Source organism: Cupriavidus sp. DL-D2 (assembly GCF_039710735.1).
GTDB lineage: Bacteria > Pseudomonadota > Gammaproteobacteria > Burkholderiales > Burkholderiaceae > Cupriavidus.
Genome location: NZ_JBDKXK010000043.1, coordinates 1 through 18007, shown reverse-complemented (window position 1 = coordinate 18007; position 18007 = coordinate 1). Strand labels below are relative to the sequence as shown.

General features: G+C 66.4%; 15 protein-coding genes. 9 read left to right on the top strand and 6 right to left on the bottom strand.

The window, feature by feature from the left end:
• Window positions 1-59: 59 nt before the first annotated feature.
• From pdeM to ABDB81_RS21005, 5 genes are read right to left on the bottom strand one after another with little or no spacing between them, the layout of a single operon-like run.
• Window positions 60-740 (bottom strand): ligase-associated DNA damage response endonuclease PdeM, encoded by a 681-nt coding sequence (gene pdeM, locus ABDB81_RS21025; RefSeq protein WP_346813390.1) that lies wholly within the window; start codon window positions 738-740, stop codon window positions 60-62.
• A complete protein-coding gene (locus ABDB81_RS21020; protein WP_346813389.1) occupies window positions 737-3400 on the bottom strand; it encodes a ligase-associated DNA damage response DEXH box helicase in 2664 nt (887 codons plus the stop codon). Before ABDB81_RS21020 ends, pdeM begins: the two co-directional genes overlap by 4 nt.
• Entirely contained in the window at window positions 3397-5064 is a 1668-nt protein-coding gene (locus ABDB81_RS21015; RefSeq protein WP_346813387.1) for an ATP-dependent DNA ligase, read from the bottom strand. The genes ABDB81_RS21020 and ABDB81_RS21015 overlap by 4 nt, the downstream gene beginning before the upstream one ends.
• Window positions 5061-6122, bottom strand: coding sequence for a ligase-associated DNA damage response exonuclease (locus ABDB81_RS21010; protein ID WP_346813385.1), 1062 nt, complete (start codon window positions 6120-6122; stop codon window positions 5061-5063). Before ABDB81_RS21010 ends, ABDB81_RS21015 begins: the two co-directional genes overlap by 4 nt.
• A gap of 1 nt (window position 6123) precedes the next feature.
• Window positions 6124-6393, bottom strand: a complete 270-nt coding sequence (locus tag ABDB81_RS21005; protein ID WP_137928445.1) for a hypothetical protein — start codon at window positions 6391-6393, stop codon at window positions 6124-6126.
• A 283-nt stretch (window positions 6394-6676) separates the two neighbouring features.
• Between ABDB81_RS21005 and ABDB81_RS21000 the strand changes: the two genes are divergently transcribed.
• From ABDB81_RS21000 to ABDB81_RS20975, 6 genes are read left to right on the top strand one after another with little or no spacing between them, the layout of a single operon-like run.
• Complete coding sequence (locus ABDB81_RS21000; protein ID WP_137928446.1) at window positions 6677-7531, top strand: STAS domain-containing protein; 855 nt, start codon at window positions 6677-6679, stop codon at window positions 7529-7531.
• 34 nt (window positions 7532-7565) lie between these two features.
• Entirely contained in the window at window positions 7566-7925 is a 360-nt protein-coding gene (locus ABDB81_RS20995) for an STAS domain-containing protein (protein ID WP_137928447.1), read from the top strand.
• 1 nt (window position 7926) lies between these two features.
• Window positions 7927-8337 carry an anti-sigma regulatory factor gene (locus ABDB81_RS20990; RefSeq protein ID WP_249359759.1) on the top strand — a complete coding sequence of 137 codons (411 nt, stop codon included), beginning with the start codon at window positions 7927-7929 and terminating at the stop codon, window positions 8335-8337.
• Between the two features lie 28 nt (window positions 8338-8365).
• A complete protein-coding gene (locus ABDB81_RS20985) occupies window positions 8366-9358 on the top strand; it encodes an ATP-binding protein (RefSeq protein ID WP_137928452.1) in 993 nt (330 codons plus the stop codon).
• A gap of 16 nt (window positions 9359-9374) precedes the next feature.
• Window positions 9375-10286: an ATP-binding protein gene (locus tag ABDB81_RS20980; RefSeq protein ID WP_346813383.1), complete on the top strand. Its 912-nt coding sequence runs from the start codon at window positions 9375-9377 to the stop codon at window positions 10284-10286.
• On the top strand, window positions 10276-12255 hold the full coding sequence (locus tag ABDB81_RS20975) for a response regulator (protein ID WP_346813382.1): 1980 nt from the start codon (window positions 10276-10278) through the stop codon (window positions 12253-12255). The genes ABDB81_RS20980 and ABDB81_RS20975 overlap by 11 nt, the downstream gene beginning before the upstream one ends.
• A gap of 178 nt (window positions 12256-12433) precedes the next feature.
• Here ABDB81_RS20975 and ABDB81_RS20970 read toward each other — a convergent pair whose 3' ends face one another.
• Complete coding sequence (locus tag ABDB81_RS20970) at window positions 12434-13585, bottom strand: acyl-CoA dehydrogenase family protein (protein WP_137926746.1); 1152 nt, start codon at window positions 13583-13585, stop codon at window positions 12434-12436.
• Between the two features lie 133 nt (window positions 13586-13718).
• Here ABDB81_RS20970 and ABDB81_RS20965 point away from each other — a divergent pair, with 133 nt between their 5' ends.
• The 3 genes from ABDB81_RS20965 (at window position 13719) to ABDB81_RS20955 (ending at window position 17827) form a co-directional block, all read left to right on the top strand.
• Window positions 13719-14498: an IclR family transcriptional regulator gene (locus ABDB81_RS20965; protein WP_160472296.1), complete on the top strand. Its 780-nt coding sequence runs from the start codon at window positions 13719-13721 to the stop codon at window positions 14496-14498.
• Window positions 14495-15334 (top strand): IclR family transcriptional regulator, encoded by an 840-nt coding sequence (locus ABDB81_RS20960; protein ID WP_160472294.1) that lies wholly within the window; start codon window positions 14495-14497, stop codon window positions 15332-15334. The genes ABDB81_RS20965 and ABDB81_RS20960 overlap by 4 nt, the downstream gene beginning before the upstream one ends.
• A gap of 297 nt (window positions 15335-15631) precedes the next feature.
• Complete coding sequence (locus ABDB81_RS20955; protein WP_346813379.1) at window positions 15632-17827, top strand: TonB-dependent receptor; 2196 nt, start codon at window positions 15632-15634, stop codon at window positions 17825-17827.
• Window positions 17828-18007 lie beyond the last annotated feature (180 nt).

Genomic DNA, 18007 nt, shown 5'->3' with positions numbered 1-18007 from the left:
TCCCGCTGGTTTCCGCCCCTCTCCCATGCAATGGGAGAGGGGCGAAAACCAGCGGTAGGTCATGGGCTGGCAGGCACCGCCCACACCCGCCCATCCCCCACCACAAACACCCGCTCGCCCTCTTCCGGCCTGACCGTCGCCAGCCCGGTAAATGCCCCGAACGCCGGCAGGATCGCGGCCCGATTGCCCACGACAAAACACGGCAGGCGCAATCGATCTCCACCCGCACCCCGCAGCACAACCCCCGGATGCAGATGCCCCGCCAACGCATACCCTCCCTGCCTTGACCCCGGTTCATGGCACAAGGCAAAAGGCGCCACTGCCAGCGGTTCGGTCACCACCGTAAACCCCAGCGTCTCAGGCGGGTCTCCTGCGTGGGTGTCGTGATTCCCCCGCACCAGCGTGCAATGCACGCGCGATGGCATTGCGCGGTGCCAGTCGTGCAGGGCAAGCAGTACGGCCGCAGTCCGCGCCGCGCGGGCGTGGAGGAAATCCCCCAGAAACACGAAGTCTCGCGCCGGGTAGCGGCGAGCAAGGTCGAGCAGGCGCGCAAGGTTGTCGGCGGTGGTGCCGTGCGGCACCGGTTGGCCCCAGGCGCGGAATGCTGCCGCCTTGCCGATATGGATGTCGGCGGCCATCAGCATGGCAGCGCGGGGCCACCAGATGGCGTGCTCGGGCAGCAGCCAGAGCGTTTCGCCGGCCACCTCGATCACCTGCGCTCCGGCTTCATCAGGTGTCATAGCAGCGGCAACGGTTTCGATGGTTTGCGGGCGCGCCTCGGCTTGCGCGGGCCGCCCGATTTCGCGTGGTCGGCCATGCCGAAGCGTGCCACCTCGGCCACCTGTTCGGCATCTGGCGCCACTTCATCATCGGCGGCTGCATCGTCCTTCGACGCAGCGTGCTCCAGATCGGCCAGCATGCGCGCGATGCGATCGGCCAGTTTCTCCGTGCTCAGTTTCTCGCGCAGGAACTCGACGATCAGCGGGAAGGACAGCGGCGATGGCCGTTTCAACGTGCGCAGGTCGAGTCGAAGGCCGGCCATCCGGGCCAGTGTGTCGGCCAACCGGTGTGCGTCCAGTTCCTGCATCAGCACCTCGTGCTCGGCCTGCCCCAGCAGCAGGTTGCCGGGATCATGCTTGCGGAAAACCTCGTAGAACAGGCTCGACGAGGCCTGCAACTGCCGCGCGCTGTGGTGTGCCCCCGGATAGCCCTGGAAGATCAGACCCGACACGCGCGCAATCTCGCGGAAGCGGCGCAGCGACAGTTCACCGGCATTGAGACTGCCCATCACATCGGCGGCAAGATCGCGCTGGCGTTCCTCGGCCAGCACCTCGGGCAGCCACCGCGACCACTCCAGCGGCGCCGAGGCCAGCAGTTCCAGTCCATAGTCGTTGACCGCCACCGAGAACGTGGCCGGCACCTTCTGCCCGAGCCGCCAGGCCAGCAGGCTGCCGAGCCCGAGATGCACGGACCGGCCAGCGAACGGATAGAGAAACAAGTGCCACCCTTCACGCGAATGAAGGGTTTCGGCCAGCAGCGTGTCGGGCGAAGGCAGTGCGGACCAGCGCGCCTGCAGTGCCACGAGTGGTTCGATCAGCGGGAGTTCGGGCGTGGTCGTGGCATCGAGCCGGCCGGCCTGCACGGCGTCGAGCGTGGCGACCACGGCCTCGGCCAGTTCGGTGGAGAGCGGCATCTTGCTGCCGTTCCAGCGCGGCACGGTCGGCCGCTTGCCCGTGGCGCGGCGCACATACGCAGTCATCTCCTGCACGCGCACCAGTTCGAGCAGGCGGCCGCCGAACAGGAAGCAGTCGCCCGGCGTCAGTCGCGCGATGAAGCCCTCCTCGACCGTGCCCAGCGAAGATCCGCCACCGCCCGCCCGCGTCCAGAACCGCACCTGCATGGTGGCATCGCTGACGATGGTGCCGACGCTCATGCGATGGCGTCGCGCCAGCCGCGAATCGGGCACGCGCCACGTGCCGGTCTCGTCGGGCTGCGCGCGCCGATAGTCAGGATATGCGGCCAGCGTGGGGCCGCCCTGCCGCACGAAGTCCAGGCACCAGCGCCATTCGTCGTCGGTCATGTTGCGGTACGCCCAGGTGCTGCGCACCTCGTCGCGCAACTCGTCAGCCTGAAAACCGCCGCCGAGTGCCACGGTCAACAGATGCTGCACCAACACGTCGAGCGGCTTGTCGGGCGACTCCCGCGCCTCCATCTTGCCCGCCTGGATGGCATGGCGCGCCGCCACGGCTTCCACCAGTTCCAGGCTATGCGTGGGCACCACCGTCACGCGCGATGCGCGGCCCGGCGCGTGGCCGGAGCGCCCTGCCCGCTGCAGCAATCGCGCCACGCCTTTCGGGGAGCCGATCTGCAGCACGCGCTCCACGGGCAGGAAATCCACGCCGAGGTCGAGGCTCGACGTGCAGACCACCGCGCGCAGCGCACCGTTCTTGAGATTGACCTCGACCCACTCCCGCACCGCGCGATCCAGCGAACCATGATGCAGCGCGATCTGGCCGGCCCAGTCGGGCCGCGCGTCGAGGATGGCCTGATACCAGAGCTCGGATTGCGAGCGCGTGTTCAGGAACACCAGCGATGTGCTGCTCGATTCGAGTTCGCGCAGCACATGCGGCAGCATCGACAGGCCGAGGTGCCCCGCCCACGGAAACCGGCTCGCAGCATCGGGCAGCAGCGTATCGACGATCAGCGTCTTGGGTGTATGGCCATGGACGATCACGCGACGCTCAGGCGGCACCCCGGCCAGCAACACATCGCGCGCATGGTCGAGATTGCCGAGCGTGGCGGACAGGCCCCAGATCCGCAGGTCAGGCTGCCAGCGATGCAGCCGAGCCAGCGCCAACTGCACCTGCACGCCGCGCTTGCTGCCGATCAGTTCATGCCACTCGTCGACCACCACCATCTTCACGCGCCCCAGCGCCTCGCGCGCATCGGCACGCGTCAGTAGCAGCGACAGGCTCTCCGGCGTGGTCACCAGCGCCGTGGGCAGGCGCCGCGCCTGCGCGGCACGCTCGGTGCTGCCGGTGTCGCCGGTGCGCAGCGCCACAGCCCAGTCGAGGCCGAGTTCGGCGAGCGGCGCCTGCAATGCGCGGGCGGTATCGGCGGCCAGCGCACGCATTGGCGTGAGCCAGAGTACGGTCAAGGGCGGCGTTGGCGCATTGGCACGCGCAGGCGGCGTGGCAAATGCCAGCAGCGCCCCAAGCCACGCCGCATAGGTCTTGCCCGTGCCCGTGGTGGCATGCAGCAGGCCGCTTTGCCCTTTGCCGATGGCGTCCCACACCGCGCGCTGGAAATCGAAGGGCTGCCAGTGCCGCGCGGCGAACAGCGCCGGCAGCGATTCCGCCACGGACGGGGCCTGCACGAACGGGGCGTTCTCGCCCTTCATGCCGGTTCCTTGACGCTCGCCGGCGGGAGCATGGCCTCCAGCGTGGCAAGGGTGTCGGCTTCCTCGATGGGCTTGTCCGTCCGCCAGCGCAGCATGCGTGGAAAGCGCACCGCGATCCCACTCTTGTGGCGCCCGCTGCGGCCGATGCCCTCGAAGCCCAGTTCGAATACCTGCGTGGGCGTGACGCTGCGCACCGGGCCGAACGATTCCACGGTGGTGCGGCGCACGATGGCATCGACCGCGCGCATCTCCTCGTCGGTCAATCCCGAATACGCCTTGGCGAACGGCACCAGCGCGCGGTCGGGCGTGCCGGGCGGCGCGTTCCAGACCGCGAACGTGAAATCGGTATAGAGGCTGGCGCGCCGGCCGTGACCGCGCTGGGCGTAGATCAGCACGGCATCCACGGCGTACGGGTCGATCTTCCATTTCCACCACAGGCCCACATCCTTGGTGCGTCCTGCGCCGTAGGCCGCATCCACCGCCTTGAGCATGAAACCTTCCACGCCGAGGTCGCGCGAGGCATCGCGCAGGCGGGCGAAGTGGGCCCAGTCGTCGGCCTCCACTTGCGGACTCAGTTCCAGCGCCGGATGCACGTGATCGGCCACCACACGCGCCAGTTGCGCGCGGCGTTGGGCCTGTGGACGGGTACGCCAATCCTCGCCCCGCCATTCGAGCAGGTCGTAGGCCATCAGGATGGCCGGGGCATCGCGCAGCAGCCTGGCGCCCACCGTCTTGCGTCCGATCCGTTGCTGCAGCAGCGCGAACGGCTGCACACGGCCATCGATCCAGATCACGATCTCGCCGTCGAGCACCGTGCCGTCGGGCAGCGACTGCGCCACCGCGGCCAGTTCGGGAAAGCGCTCGGTAATCAGTTCCTCGCCGCGCGACCAGAGCCAGATCTGGCCGTCACGCCGCACCAGTTGCGCGCGGATGCCATCCCACTTCCATTCCACCTGCCAGCGGGATGGCGCGCCCAGAAAGGTGTCGAACTCCTCGACCGGCGCCTGCAGCGGATGCGCGAGAAAGAACGGGTAGGGCTGGCCGCCACGCGTGACCGCACTACCCTCGCCTTCGGCAGGATCGACGAGTGCGAGGAAGCGGTCTGGCGTCGGTTTCTGTGAGATATCGGTGTAGCCGACCATGCGCTCGGCCACGCGCTTGGGGTCGATGCCAGCCACCTCGCCCAGCGCACGCGTAACCAGCAGCTTCGATACCCCGACGCGGAAGCTGCCCGTGATCAGCTTGAACAGGACGAGCCGCTCGCGTGCATCGAGCGGCGGCCAGAGCGCGTCTAACGCCGCCGTCAGCACCTCGGGCGACTGGCCGCGCAACGGTAGCAGGCGCCGCTCCACCCATTCGGCCAGCCCGGCATCATCCGCTTGTGCGCCCTCGGGCAACAGCAAGGCGATGGTCTCGGCCAGATCGCCCACGGCCTGATAGCTTTCCTCGAAGAGCCATTCCGGCAGCCCAGCGGCGCGCTGCGCCAGTTCGCGCAGGGCCGATACCGGGACGATCTGTCGCGGCTTGCCGCCCGACAGAAAATACGCGGCCCACGCGGCATCCTCCGGTGGCGCGTGGCGGAAGTATTCGCCCAGCGCGGCCAGCTTGGCCTTGTTCGATGTGGTGCCGTCGAGCGCACTGTAGAGATCGGCAAAGGCTTTCATTCGCTGGCCTCCACCTTGCCGCCCTCTCCGACTTCCTCCACGTCGTCCACATCGCCAAACTCGGTCTTGAACGCCTGGGCGTCCAGCCCCTGCTCGGACAGGTATCGCACCATCACCGGCACGTTGCCATGCGTGACGATCACGCGCTGCGCGCCGGTGGCGTCAATGGCCTGCAGCAGGCCCGGCCAGTCGGCGTGGTCCGACAGCGCAAAGCCGCGATCCACGCCGCGTCGGCGGCGGGTGCCGCGCAGTTGCATCCAGCCACTGGCGAACGCATCCGCCGCTTCCGCCCCAAAGCGGCGCAGCCACGTGGACCGTTGCGCGGACGGCGGCGCCACCACAAGCGCCCGCTGCAAGGCCGGACTGCGGGCAGGCAGGTCGGACACGATCATCGTCGGCGCCAGTTCCACCCCGGCTTCAGCGTAAGCGCGATTCAGGCCGGTCATCGCGCCATGGACGATGATCGGCCCCGGCATGGCCAGATCGGTGCCGGCGTGGCGCAACAATCCGTGCAGGACGCGCTGCGCCTTGCCGAACGCGTAGCAGTACAGCACGCTGGCGCGGCCCGCTTCGGCGTTGAGCTGCCACCATCGGAACATCTCGGCCATCAGCACGGGCTGGGACTGCCAGCGGTAGATGGGCAGCCCGAAGGTGCTTTCGGTGATGAAGGTGTCGCAGCGCACCGGCTCGAAGGGCGCACAGGTGCCGTCGTCCTCCACCTTGTAGTCGCCCGAAGCCACCCAGACCTGCCCGCCGTGTTCGAGCCGCACCTGCGCGGAACCGAGCACATGACCCGCCGGATGCAGGCTCAGCGTGACCCCGTGATGGGTAATGCGCTCGCCGTAAGGCAGCGTATCCAGCGTGATGCCGGGCAGCCGCGCCAGCAGCACGCCGCGCCCCGGCTCGGCGCAGAGGTAGTGTTCGTGCCCAAAGCGGGCATGGTCGGAATGGGCGTGCGTGATGACGGCGCGCGACACAGGCCGCCAGGGATCGATATAGAAGTCGCCGGGCGGGCAGTACAGGCCTTCCGGCCTGGCAACGATCAGATCCGACGGCATGTCATCCGGCCTCGGCCCTGGCAGGCGTCTGGCTCTGCTCGGCACGCCGCGCCTTGGCCTGGCCCCGTATGTTCAGTACCGCCAGCGCGAATTGGAGCACCACCAGCGCCCACCCTCCCGTATGCAGCCCCCACGCTACCCACAGTGCATTGCTGGCCAGGAATATCCAGAAACCGGCCTTGCGGCGCCCGGCGCTTGCCGATCCCACCAGCCAGGTGGCCAGCACAGTGATGACCATCGCTGGCCATTGCAGGGCATCCAGCCAGTCCATCGTTGTCTCCACAGTTCCCGAGTTGGCCCGAGTTGGCCCCATGGATCAAGACTAGGCTTCTGTGCCTGTACCGTCAGCCGTGCCGCTTCCCGTTCCGGTGTCGGTGGTTTCTCACACGGAATGTGTTGTTTCTGCGGCACATCATGCCGCAATGCCGATTTCAGTTGCGGCGTCAATCAGCGGGCCGCCGATAGTGTGAACTATCAATCCCTCCTAGAATCGTTTTTGTTTGATGTGCGCACCTTCCTGCGCCCCCCTTTCACCCCATCACGAAAGACGCCCCATGCGCCGAGAAAACCAGCGACTAGCCGACCTCCTGCGGGACGACCAGGCCAACCTCCTGAGCGGCTGGGCCGCGGAGTATCACAAGTACGCCGAAGGCCGCGGGCTGACCCGTGATTTGCAGGCGCAACAGACATCGATCCTGCGCGAGCTGGAAGCCGGCATCCGGGCCGACGGCAATGCCGACAATTTCAACGATCCGGCCTGGCGTGTCCTGCGCGAGGTGCTGGCGCAGCTCTCCAACGAACGCGCGGCCCAGGGCGAGACCGCCGACGTGACCAGCGGCTTCGTGCTGGCGCTCAAGCGCCCGATCTTCGACGGCCTGCAACGCCAGACCGGTGGTGCGATAGAAGGCCAGATCGACGTGATCTGGCTGACCTCGGCCGTGGTGGACCGCATGGCGCAGTGGACAGTCGCCAATTACCAGAAGACGCGCGAGGACATCATCGTGCGTCAGCAGCACGAACTGATGGAACTGTCCACGCCAGTCATCAAGCTGTGGGACGGCGTGCTGGCCGTGCCGCTGATCGGCACGCTGGACAGCAGCCGGGCGCAGATGGTGATGGAATCGCTGCTCGAACGACTGGTGGAAACCGGCTCGGAACTGGCGATCATCGACATCACCGGCGTGCCCACCGTGGATACGCTCGTGGCGCAGCACCTGATGAAGACCGTCACGGCCATCCGCCTGATGGGTGCCGAGAGCATCATCAGCGGCATCCGGCCGCAAATTGCGCAGACCATCGTCCACCTGGGCATCGACTTGCAGGGCATCGTCACCAAGTCCACGCTGGCCGACGCGCTGCGCACGGCCATGCGCATGACCGGCCACACGGTAGCCCGGGCCGCCAGCTAAGCCGGCCGCATACAAAGATCGGGAAGAGATCGACATGGAACGCATTCCAATCCTGCGGATGGGCAAGCACCTGCTTGTGACCATCCAGATCGACATGCAGGACCAGACCGCGCTGCAGTTGCAGGAAGACCTGGCCACGATGGTGGACAAATCCGGCGCCAATGGCGTGCTGATCGACGTCTCCGCGCTGGAAATGGTGGATTCCTTCATCGGCCGCATGCTGGTCAGCATCTCCGACATCGGCCGGCTGCTGGGCGCCACCACCGTGGTAGTGGGCATCCGCCCGGCGGTGGCCATCACGCTGGTGGAACTGGGCCTGTCCCTGGGCGGCGTGAAAACAGCGCTGAACGTGGAGCGCGGCATGGCCCTGCTCGACGCCAACCGGACAATCTGACGTGGCGACCGAACTGGCCCCCACCGGCAGCGCACCGATTCGCGACGAGCGCGACATCGTGCAGGCCCGCGCCCTGGTGCGCACCCTCACCGCCCAGCTGAAGTTCTCGCTGGTGGAGCAGACTAAGATGATTACGGCGGCCAGCGAACTGGCGCGCAACACGATGGTGTACGGCCGGGGCGGCGAAATGCGCTGGGAAATCGTGGCCGAAGGCATCCGGCGCGGCTTGCGGCTGCATTTCGAGGATCAGGGCCCGGGCATTCCGGATGTGGAGCAGGCGCTGGTGGATGGCTGGACCACGGGCAGCGGACTCGGCATGGGCCTGTCCGGCACCAAACGGCTGGTGAACGATTTCGCCATCCGCACGAAAGTTGGCGAGGGAACCTGTGTCAGTATCACTCGGTGGAAGTAAGCATCACGGCCCACACCGTGCGGTGCCGATGGGCGATCCGAGCCGCGTGGGCGAGGCGCGGCGGTACGTGGCCGATCTGGCCACGCGGCTGGACTTCGACGCCATCCAGCGCGGCCGGCTGGCGGTAGCCGTCAACGAACTCGGCAACAACCTGCTGCGCCACGCCACCAACGGCCGGCTGCTCATGGCCGCGCGCGACATCAACGGCGGCATTGCCATCGAGTTGATGTCGATCGACGATGGTCCCGGCATGGCGGACCTGCAGACGTGCATGCGCGATGGCTACTCCACGGCAGGCAGCGCGGGCGAGGGCCTGGGCGCCGTGCAGCGCCTGGCCGACGATTTCGACGTACACACGCGTGCTGGCGACGGCACGCTGATCCTGGCCCGCTTTTATCGCAGCCGCGACGCGGCGGGCAACGCCGTGCGGCCCCGCAAGGGGTTCACGGTCGGCGCCGTCTGCGTGCCTGCACCCGGCGAGCAGGTCAGCGGCGACGGCTGGGAAGTGGCGCTGCTCGACTCTCACGCCGACGTGGTGATGGCCGATGGTCTGGGCCACGGTCCGGACGCCGCCGATGCCGCCGACGCCGCGCTGGCGGTGTTCGACGCCGCACAGGGCGCGATGCCCGGCGTGTACGTGGATCGCGCCCATGTTGCGCTGCGCGGCACCCGTGGGGCCGCTGTGGGTGCCCTGCGGCTCGATGCCGAAGCCAACCGCATCCGGTTTGCCGGGGCGGGCAACATCATGGGCCGGGTAATCTCGGGCCTCGCGGACCGCACGCTGGTCACGCAGAGCGGCACCGCCGGCCTGCAGGTGCGGAGCGTGCAGGAGCAGGAAATCGAATGGCCGTTGCATGCGCTGGTGATCCTGCATTCGGATGGCATCCAGTCACGCTGGCAACTGGGGGACCCGAGCCTGCTGCAGCGCGACCCGGCCATCGTGGCCGCCTTCATCTTCTGGAAATTCGGCCGCGGCCGCGACGACGCCACGGTCGTGGTAGTGCGACGCACCGAAGCCTGACATCAAGCGATTCCTCATGAGCAGCTCCGACTCCACCTCCGCCGCACCGTCCCAAGACCTTGCCGCCCTGCGTGAAGCGCTCGACGCCCGTACGCAGGAAGTGGAGGCGCTGCGCGCCGAAATCGAGGAAACCAATCGCGGCGTGCTGGCGCTGTACTCCGAACTCGACATGCAGGCCGACCAGCTGCGGCAGGCCACCGAGCTCAAGAGCCGATTCCTGGCGTACATGAGCCACGAGTTCCGCACGCCCATCGTGGCCATCCAGAGCATCACGCGCCTGCTGATCGACCGCGTGGACGGGCCGCTCACGCCCGAGCAGGAGAAGCAGGTCATGTTTGTGCGCGACACGGCGGCCGAGTTCGCGGAGATGGTCAACGACCTGCTCGACCTGGCCCGGCTGGAAGCGGGCCGCGTGGACGTGTCGCCGGCCTGGTTCGACATGGTGGCCCTGTTCGACGCGCTGCGCGGCATGTTCAAGCCTGTGCTGACCAATCCAGAGGTGTCGCTGATCTTCGAGGAACCGCACGGCGTGCCCAAGCTGTTCAACGATGACCGCAAGCTCTCGCAGATCCTGCGCAACTACATCTCCAATGCGCTGAAATTCACGCCCAGCGGCGAGGTGCGCGTGGCGGCGCACTACGACGATGAGAACTCCATCACCTTCTCCGTGCGCGATACCGGCATCGGCATCCCGCCCGAATCGCACGGCGAGGTCTTCCAGGATTTCGTGCAGATCGACTCCCCGCTGCAGCGGCGCTATCGCGGCTCGGGTCTCGGGCTGGCGCTATCCAAGCGGCTGGCCGAACTGCTGGGCGGCCGTGTCGGCTTCGAGAGCGAAGTGGGTGTGGGTTCGCGCTTCTACGTGACCGTGCCGGCGACCCTGCCGGGCACGGCTGGCATGTCTTCCGGAGATGGCCATGGCGGGTGAAATCCTGGCGCCGGTGCCCCACCCCAACCACGATGGCACGCCTCCGCGGGTGCTGGTGGTGGACGACAACCCCGTTACGCGGTATGCCACGGTACGCGTGCTCAGCGCGGCGGGTTTCCAGACCATCGAGGCCGAGAGCGGACAGGAGGCGCTGCAGCGCGCCGACACCAGCGTGTCTGCCGTGGTGCTCGACGTCAATCTGCCCGATATCGACGGCTTCCAGGTCTGCCGCACGCTGCGCAGCCGGCCGGAGACGGCCACTGTGCCGGTGGTCCACCTGTCCGCCACCTATGTAGCCGACTACGACAAGGTGCGCGGGCTCGATGCCGGCGCCAGCGCCTACCTGATCCATCCAGCCGAACCGGCCGTGCTGGTGGCCACGATTTCCTCGCTGCTGCGCGCCAGCGCAGCCGAGCGCTCGATGCGCGAAAACGAGGCCCGCTTCCGCGCCATCTACCACCAGGCCATTGGCGGCATCTGCACGCTGGACCTGGCCGGACGCTTCGTGGATGTCAATCCGGCGCTGCTCGGCATGCTCCAGCGCCCCGAGCCCGAACTGCTGGGCCAGCCTGTAGCCGCTTTCGCCCCGCTGGAATGGCGCGACAAGGTGGCCGAGGCCACCGGCTATTCGCAGCAGGACGGCTGGCAGGGCACGTTCCCGCTACAGGATGCCCATGGCGAGACCATGCACCTGGAGTGGAGCATTTCGGCGGTGCTGGAGACCGGCGTCAAGGTGGCCGTGGTGTCGAACATCACCGACCACATCAACCTGGAGCGCCAGCGCCAGCAGTTGATCGAGCGCGAGCAGGCCGCGCGTGCCGCCGTGGAACGGCTGAACCGGATGAAGGACGATTTCATCGCCATCCTGTCGCACGAACTGCGCAACCCGCTGAACGTGATTTCGGTCTGGACGCACGTGCTGTCGCGGCATGTGGAGTCCGAGGAAGGCCGGCGCGGGCTGGCAGCGGTGGAGCGCAACATCGCCATCCAGCGGCGGCTGGTGGCGGACCTCGTCGATGTATCGATGCTCAACGTCGGCAAGATGAAGCTGGAACGCGAACGCGTGAACCCCGCCGAGGTGGTGCGCGCCGCGCTGGACAGCATGCAGACGCAGGCCGAGGAACGCCACGTGAAGCTGGCTGCCGAACTCTCGCCCCGGCTCGCCCCGGTGGCATGGCTCGACGCCGCGCGCTTCCAGCAGATTCTGTGGAACCTGGTGTCGAATGCCATCAAGTTCTCGCCCGAGGGCGAGACCGTGCGTATCGTCGCCACGTCCGACAGCGACTACCTGCACGTCAGCGTGATCGACCGAGGACGCGGCATTCCCACCGATTTCCTGCCGCTGCTCTTCGACCGATTCACCCAGAGCGAGGACGCCAACCGCCGCAAGCACGGCGGCCTGGGGCTGGGACTGGCCATCGTCAAGCACCTGTCCGAGATGCACGGCGGCACGGTGCGCGCGGCAAGTGCCGGTCCAGGGCTGGGTTCGACATTCGAGGTACTGATTCCGCTGGATGATCCGGCCCGCACCGATGACGCCGGCACCCGGCCACCCGTCCCCGCCACCGAGCCCAGCGTGCCGCTCAACGCGCTGGACGTGCTGCTGGTGGAAGACGATGCCGACGCCGCCGCTGCGCTGTCAGCCATCCTCGGCAACTACGGCGCACGCATCCGCACCGCACGCGACGCCGAGGAAGCCATCGGACAGATCGAGCAAAACACCCCGGACCTGATCATCAGCGACATCGGCCTGCCCGGCCGCGACGGCAACGACTTCATGCGCGAACTCCGCGTGCGCGAAGCGGTGGACTCGCTGCCTCGGATTCCCGCCGTGGCCCTGACCGCGTTCACCCGCCAGCAGGACCGCCGCGCGTCCATCGAGGCAGGGTTCGATGCGGTGTGCGGGAAACCGCTGCGGTTGCAGGAGTTGATGGATGCGATTGATGCGGCGCTGGCGCCGGGGGGTTGATTCCCGTCTCCCTACTTGTGTTACTCCCCTCTCCCGCAGCGCGGGAGAGGGGTTGGGGGAGAGGGCAACAAAGCTCTGCTTGCCGACGGCATCAAAATTTTCACCGCAGGCCCTCTCCCCCGCCCCTCTCCCGCCGTGCGGGAGAGGGGAGAAAATCAACGGCAAACCAAAACCAAACTCACCGCCCCAGCCCAAACGTCCGCTTCGCAATATTGATCTGATGAATCTGGCTCGTCCCCTCATACAGCCGGAACAGCCTGACATCGCGATAAAACCGCTCGATGCCGTAGTCCGCGATATACCCGTACCCCCCAAACAGCTGGACGCAACGGTCCGCCACGCGGCCGCACATCTCGGACGCAAAGTATTTGCAGATCGACGCCTCCATGGTCACGTCCTTGCCGTCATCGCGTTTGCGGGCCGTCTCCAGGATCAGTGCGCGGGCTGCGTGAATATCCGTCTGGCAGTCGGCAATCATGGCCTGCACCAACTGGAAATCCGCCAGCAACTGGCCGAACTGCTTGCGCTCGGTGACAAAGCGCACAGCATCGTCGAGCATCCGGATCGCCGGCCCCGTACACAGCGCGGCCAGGTGGATGCGCTGCTTGTTGAGCACCTTCATCGCCGTGCGGAACCCCTGCCCTTCCTCGCCGCCGATCAGGTTGGCGGCCGGCACGCGGCAGTTGTCGAAATGCACTTCTGACACTGGTGAGCCGGCCTGCCCCATCTTCTGGTACGGCTGCCCCGTGGTCAGCCCCGGCGTATTGCGCGGCACAATAAACGCCGAAATGCCGCTCGCACCCGGCTTGTCAGGATCTGTGCGCGCCATCACCGTGAACATCCCGGCGATGGGCGCATTGGTGATGAAGCATTTGGTCCCGTTGAGGATGTAGTGGTCCCCCTCGCGCCGCGCGGTGGTCTGCAGCGCCGTGGCATCGGAACCGGCGTCGGGTTCGGTCAGTGCGAAGGCGCCGGTTACCTCGCCCGTGGCCAGCAGCGGCAGGTAGCGCGCCTTCTGCTCGGGCGTGCCGTCTGCCACCAGGGCCTCGGAGCCGATACCCGTGTTGGTGCCGACCCGCGCCCGAAACGCCACCGAGCACTGCGACAGTTCCATCGCGGCCAGCACCAACTCCTCGGTGGTCATGCCCGCGCCGCCGTATTCCTCGGGGATCGAGTAGCCGAACATGCCCTGCGCGGCCATGGCGTCGACCAAGTCCTGGGGCACCTCGTCACGCGCGGCCACCTCGGCTTCGCGCGGGACCAGCCTCTCGCGCACAAACCGACGCAGCATCAACAGAAACGGATCAAATACTTCGGGATCTCTAATCATTGGCGTCTCCCCATTCTTGTTTTCCATCTTTAAGGAAAAGACTACGCCGGGTTTCGGAATAGTGGGATGACTGTTTCGCTATCTGGAACATCACGGGAACTTTCCGAAGCTGGGTCGGCTAAGATTCTTTCGCATGGCACCCTCTCGTCCGCACCACCCCGATCCCGAATTTGCGACCACCCTGGCGCATGGACTCTCGCTGCTGCAATGCTTCCGAGTCGGTGAACCGCTGCTCAGCAACAAAGAACTTTCCGAACGCACCGGCCTGTCCAAGGCCACCATCAGCCGGCTGACCTACACCCTGGCCGTACGCGGCCTGCTGTTCTACGACACGCGCCTGCGGCGATACCGGCTAGGCTCCACGTCGCTGGCGCTCGGCTACCCGCTGCTGGCCAGCCTGCGTGTGCGCCAGGTGGCCCGGCCACTGATGAAGGCGCTGGCCGACCGTGTGGGCGGCTCCGTCTCGCTAGGCTTGCGCGACAGGCTGCGCATGGTCTACGTCGAATCCAGCCGCGGCCATGACGCGATCGTTTTTCGTCCAGATATTGGCGCGTCGCTGCCGATATTGCCTTCGGCAATGGGTCGGGCGTGGCTGGCGCAGGCCCCGGAAACCGCACGGGCCGAGGTGCTTGAAGCCGTCCGCCTTACGGATCTGCCGCTCTGGCAGCGCCATGCCGACAGAGTGCAGGTGGCATGCGACGATCTGGCCCAGCGCGGCTACACGCGCTCGCCGGGCGACTGGCTCATCGATATCCACGCCGTGGCAGTACCGATGCATAGGCCCATCGAAGGTGAGATCCTGGTGTTCAATTGCGGCGTGCCCACCGCGCGCATGTCGGCTGACAAGCTCGATCGCGACATGGGGCCTGCGTTGATTGCGCTGGTCAACGAAGTCGAGGCACTGCTCGCATGAATCCGAATTCCCCTTATTCCCAGCCTGATCCGGTACACCCGGCCAATCCGCCCGATCCCAATAATGGCGGCAACAAGGATCGCCAGTTCGCCACCACGCTGGCCAACGGCATCGACATCCTGCTGGCCTTCCGCCCGGGCGAATCACTGCTCGGCAACAAGGATTTCGTGCAGCGCACCGGGTTGTCGAAGTCCACGGTGGCGCGGCTGACCCACACGCTGGTGGTGCTTGGCTACCTGCGGCACGATACGGCGCAAGCCAAGTACCGGCTGGGTGCGCCGGTGCTGGCACCAGGCTACCCGCTGCTTGCCAGCATGCAGATCCGGCAAGTGGCGCGGCCCCTGATGAAAGCGTTGTCCGACGAGGTGGGTGGATCGGTGTCCCTGGGCATCCGTGAGCGCACCGGGATCATCTATGTGGAAACGGCCCGCTCCATCGCCAACTCGCTGCTGCTGCCCGATATCGGCGCCACGCTGCCGATGCTGACCACGGCCGTCGGCAAGGCCTGGCTCTCTCGCGTACCCGCCGATCTCCGCGAGCCGGTGTTGAATCGGTTGCGGCTCCAGGACCCCGACCAGTTCACCCGCGCAGTGCCCCATCTGGCGCAGGCGCGACAAGATCTGGCAACGCTCGGGTTCTGCTCGAACCGGGCCGAATGGCGCCATGACGTGTTCGGCTTCGCCGTGCCACTCTGCAAGCCGGTGGACTCCCAGTGGTTCGTTGTGAACTGCGGCCTGGTGGCACGACCCGACGCCTTCGCGGCGCTCCAGAAACAGGTGGGGCCACGGCTGGTGACGTTGGCCCAGACTCTCGAAGCGCTGCTCGGCCTGCGCTGAACCGGAGGCTCCGCCGGGAGGCGTTCAGACCAGTTCAGACCGGTTCAGGCGGATTCAAGGTTGTATCCATCAAGTCTCATCCACGTATCCTTTCCGTGACAAATCGGCGTAACGGCATGCGTTTCTCGTCGATTCCGACCCCTTCCTTCGCTTAAAAGCGACATTCCCCGACACTCCTGCGCGTTGTGCGCACCTTCACCTTGACGGCGTTACCCGGCTTACGCATTATTCGCGCTTGAGAACGTTAACAGGAATCATTCCTAGTAGCGTTCGCATTTCAAGTCCGGATAAGACACCATGACCCAGAGCCAAATCGCGGCCGCCACGAGCCGCAAAAACGCCGTCCCCTCAACCATCCGCCCGCTGGCAGCGTTTGCCCGCATGGCGGTATTGGCCGGCTTCCCGCTATGCACTGCCGCCGCGTTTGCGCAGTCCGCCGACGCACCCGAACAGGCGCTGCCGTCGGTCACCGTGAGTGCAAAGCAGGAAGTCGACATCGGCCCGCAGTTGCGGAAGAAAGCCTCCAGCGGTGCCCTGGGCAGCAAGTCGCAGCTCGATACGCCGTTCTCGACGACTGTCGTGTCCGGCGAAGACCTGGCCGAGCGCCAGGTCACCAAGATCGGCGACGTGTTTTTCAACGACGCGTCGGTCTCGGACAACAGCAACGCCAACAATGCCTGGGCGTCGTACACCACGGTCCGCGGCCTGCAGCTCGACTGGCGCAATGCGTACAAGATCAACGGCATGCCATTCATCGCCTACGGCATCACCATGCCGTATGAACAGCTCGAACAGGTAGAACTGCTCAAGGGCGCGTCGGGCTTCATGTACGGCTTTGGCAACCCGGGCGGCACGGTCAACTACGTGACCAAGAAGCCGACAGACCAGTTCACGGCCAGCGTGGACCTGGGCTACCGCTCCTCGCACGTCTGGACCGAGCACGTGGATCTGGGCGGCCGCGCCGGCCCGAACAACATGTTCGGCTATCGCCTGAACCTGACACACGAGGAAGGCAAGCCGTCCAACGCTGTCGGCATCAACCGCAACTCGGTATCGCTGGGCCTGGACGCACGCATCACGCGCGACCTGACGTGGACGTTCGACGGGATCTATCAGGACCGCAATACGTGGGGGGCGACGCCGTCGTTCTATGCGGGCGCGCTGTCGACCACCGGCGCCCAGCTTCCGGGCGTGGTGAGCGGCCGTGGCGGCCTTTACAGCGGCAATGACGCGCACTTCTACTCGAACCTGCAGGTCTACCAGACCGGCCTGCGCTACAACCTGAATTCGGACTGGACCGTCAGCTCGATCTACAGTTTCAGCAAGCAGTCGCGCAGCCGTAACGAGACCACGCTGAACCTGTCGAATTCGGCCGGCGACTACAGCGATTTCCGCTACGACGGCGCCGAAAGCCAGCAGTTCAGCAACTGGACGACGATGGTCGAGGGCAAATTCCGCACCGGCCCGTTCCGCCACGAACTGGTGGCCGGCCTGAGCTGGCAGAAGCAGATCGACCGCTACAGCAACAACTTCGTCTACACCGCACTCGATAACGGCAACATCTACGCGCCGTACACGGGCGTGTATTACAGCCAGACCGCGTTCCAGAAGTACCGTGCCGGCGACACCGAACAGAAGGCCGCATTCGTCAGCGACACGATGCACCTGACCGACAAGTGGTCCATCCTGGGCGGCCTGCGCGTGACGAACTACGAGCAGAACAGCTACACCGGCACTGGCGTGGGCGATACGAACTACAGCAAGAGTGGCCTGATCACGCCGACCGCTGCGATCATGTTCAAGCCGATGCCGAGCACGACGCTGTATGCCAGCTACGTGGAATCGTTCGACGGCGGCGGCGTGGTGGCAACCAACTACGCCAACGCCGGCCAGGGCCTGACTCCAGCCAAGAGCCGCCAGTACGAAGTGGGCGCCAAGACCGACCAGGGCATCTGGACGGGTACGGCCGCACTGTTCCGTATCGAGCGCCGCAGCGAGTTCGCGCGCAACAACGGCCTCGGCGCGCTGCCGACGTTCGTGCAGGATGGCGAATCGGTCTACCAGGGCCTGGAACTGGCCGGCTCGTCGCGCATCGGCTCGCAGTGGGAAGTGGGCGGCAGCGCGATGTTCCTGGACACCGAGTACACCAAGGGCGATACCAACATCGGCAACCGCGTGGCCGGCGCACCGAACTTCATGCTGACGGGCCGCGTGTCCTACCGCATCCCGTTCGTGCCGGGCCTCAAGGTGGGCGTGGATGGCAAGTACACCGGCCCGACCAAGATCGATGCAGCCAACAACGTGAACATCGGCGGCTACACGATCTTCAACGTCGGCGCCTCGTACAACACGCGCCTTTACGGCAAGGAACTGACGCTCCGCGCGGCGCTGACGAACCTGACCAACAAGCGCTACTGGGCCTTCCAGTACGAAAACTACGTCCAGCCCGCCGATCCGCGCACCATCAGCCTGAGCGCGAAGATCGCGTATTGATCGTTTCGTATCCCGCTTGGTTGCTCCCCTCTCCCGCAAGGCGGGAGAGGGGCTGGGGGTGAGGGCCGGAAGTTCTGCTTGCCGACGGCTCGCAATTTGAACCGCTGAGCCCTCACCCCCGACCCCTCTCCCACTTGTACAGACCGGAGACATGGGTAACAGGTGTTCGGAGACATGGGT

Excerpts from the sequence above, each read along its gene's own strand:
- pdeM (WP_346813390.1), bottom strand. The coding sequence starts at position 740 with ATGACACCTGATGAAGCCGGAGCGCAGGTGATCGAGGTGGCCGGCGAA.
- ABDB81_RS21020 (WP_346813389.1), bottom strand. The coding sequence starts at position 3,400 with ATGAAGGGCGAGAACGCCCCGTTCGTGCAGGCCCCGTCCGTGGCGGAA.
- ABDB81_RS21015 (WP_346813387.1), bottom strand. The coding sequence starts at position 5,064 with ATGAAAGCCTTTGCCGATCTCTACAGTGCGCTCGACGGCACCACATCG.
- ABDB81_RS21010 (WP_346813385.1), bottom strand. The coding sequence starts at position 6,122 with ATGCCGTCGGATCTGATCGTTGCCAGGCCGGAAGGCCTGTACTGCCCG.
- ABDB81_RS21005 (WP_137928445.1), bottom strand. The coding sequence starts at position 6,393 with ATGGACTGGCTGGATGCCCTGCAATGGCCAGCGATGGTCATCACTGTG.
- ABDB81_RS21000 (WP_137928446.1), top strand. The coding sequence starts at position 6,677 with ATGCGCCGAGAAAACCAGCGACTAGCCGACCTCCTGCGGGACGACCAG.
- ABDB81_RS20995 (WP_137928447.1), top strand. The coding sequence starts at position 7,566 with ATGGAACGCATTCCAATCCTGCGGATGGGCAAGCACCTGCTTGTGACC.
- ABDB81_RS20985 (WP_137928452.1), top strand. The coding sequence starts at position 8,366 with ATGGGCGATCCGAGCCGCGTGGGCGAGGCGCGGCGGTACGTGGCCGAT.
- ABDB81_RS20980 (WP_346813383.1), top strand. The coding sequence starts at position 9,375 with ATGAGCAGCTCCGACTCCACCTCCGCCGCACCGTCCCAAGACCTTGCC.
- ABDB81_RS20975 (WP_346813382.1), top strand. The coding sequence starts at position 10,276 with ATGGCGGGTGAAATCCTGGCGCCGGTGCCCCACCCCAACCACGATGGC.
- ABDB81_RS20970 (WP_137926746.1), bottom strand. The coding sequence starts at position 13,585 with ATGATTAGAGATCCCGAAGTATTTGATCCGTTTCTGTTGATGCTGCGT.
- ABDB81_RS20965 (WP_160472296.1), top strand. The coding sequence starts at position 13,719 with ATGGCACCCTCTCGTCCGCACCACCCCGATCCCGAATTTGCGACCACC.
- ABDB81_RS20960 (WP_160472294.1), top strand. The coding sequence starts at position 14,495 with ATGAATCCGAATTCCCCTTATTCCCAGCCTGATCCGGTACACCCGGCC.
- ABDB81_RS20955 (WP_346813379.1), top strand. The coding sequence starts at position 15,632 with ATGACCCAGAGCCAAATCGCGGCCGCCACGAGCCGCAAAAACGCCGTC.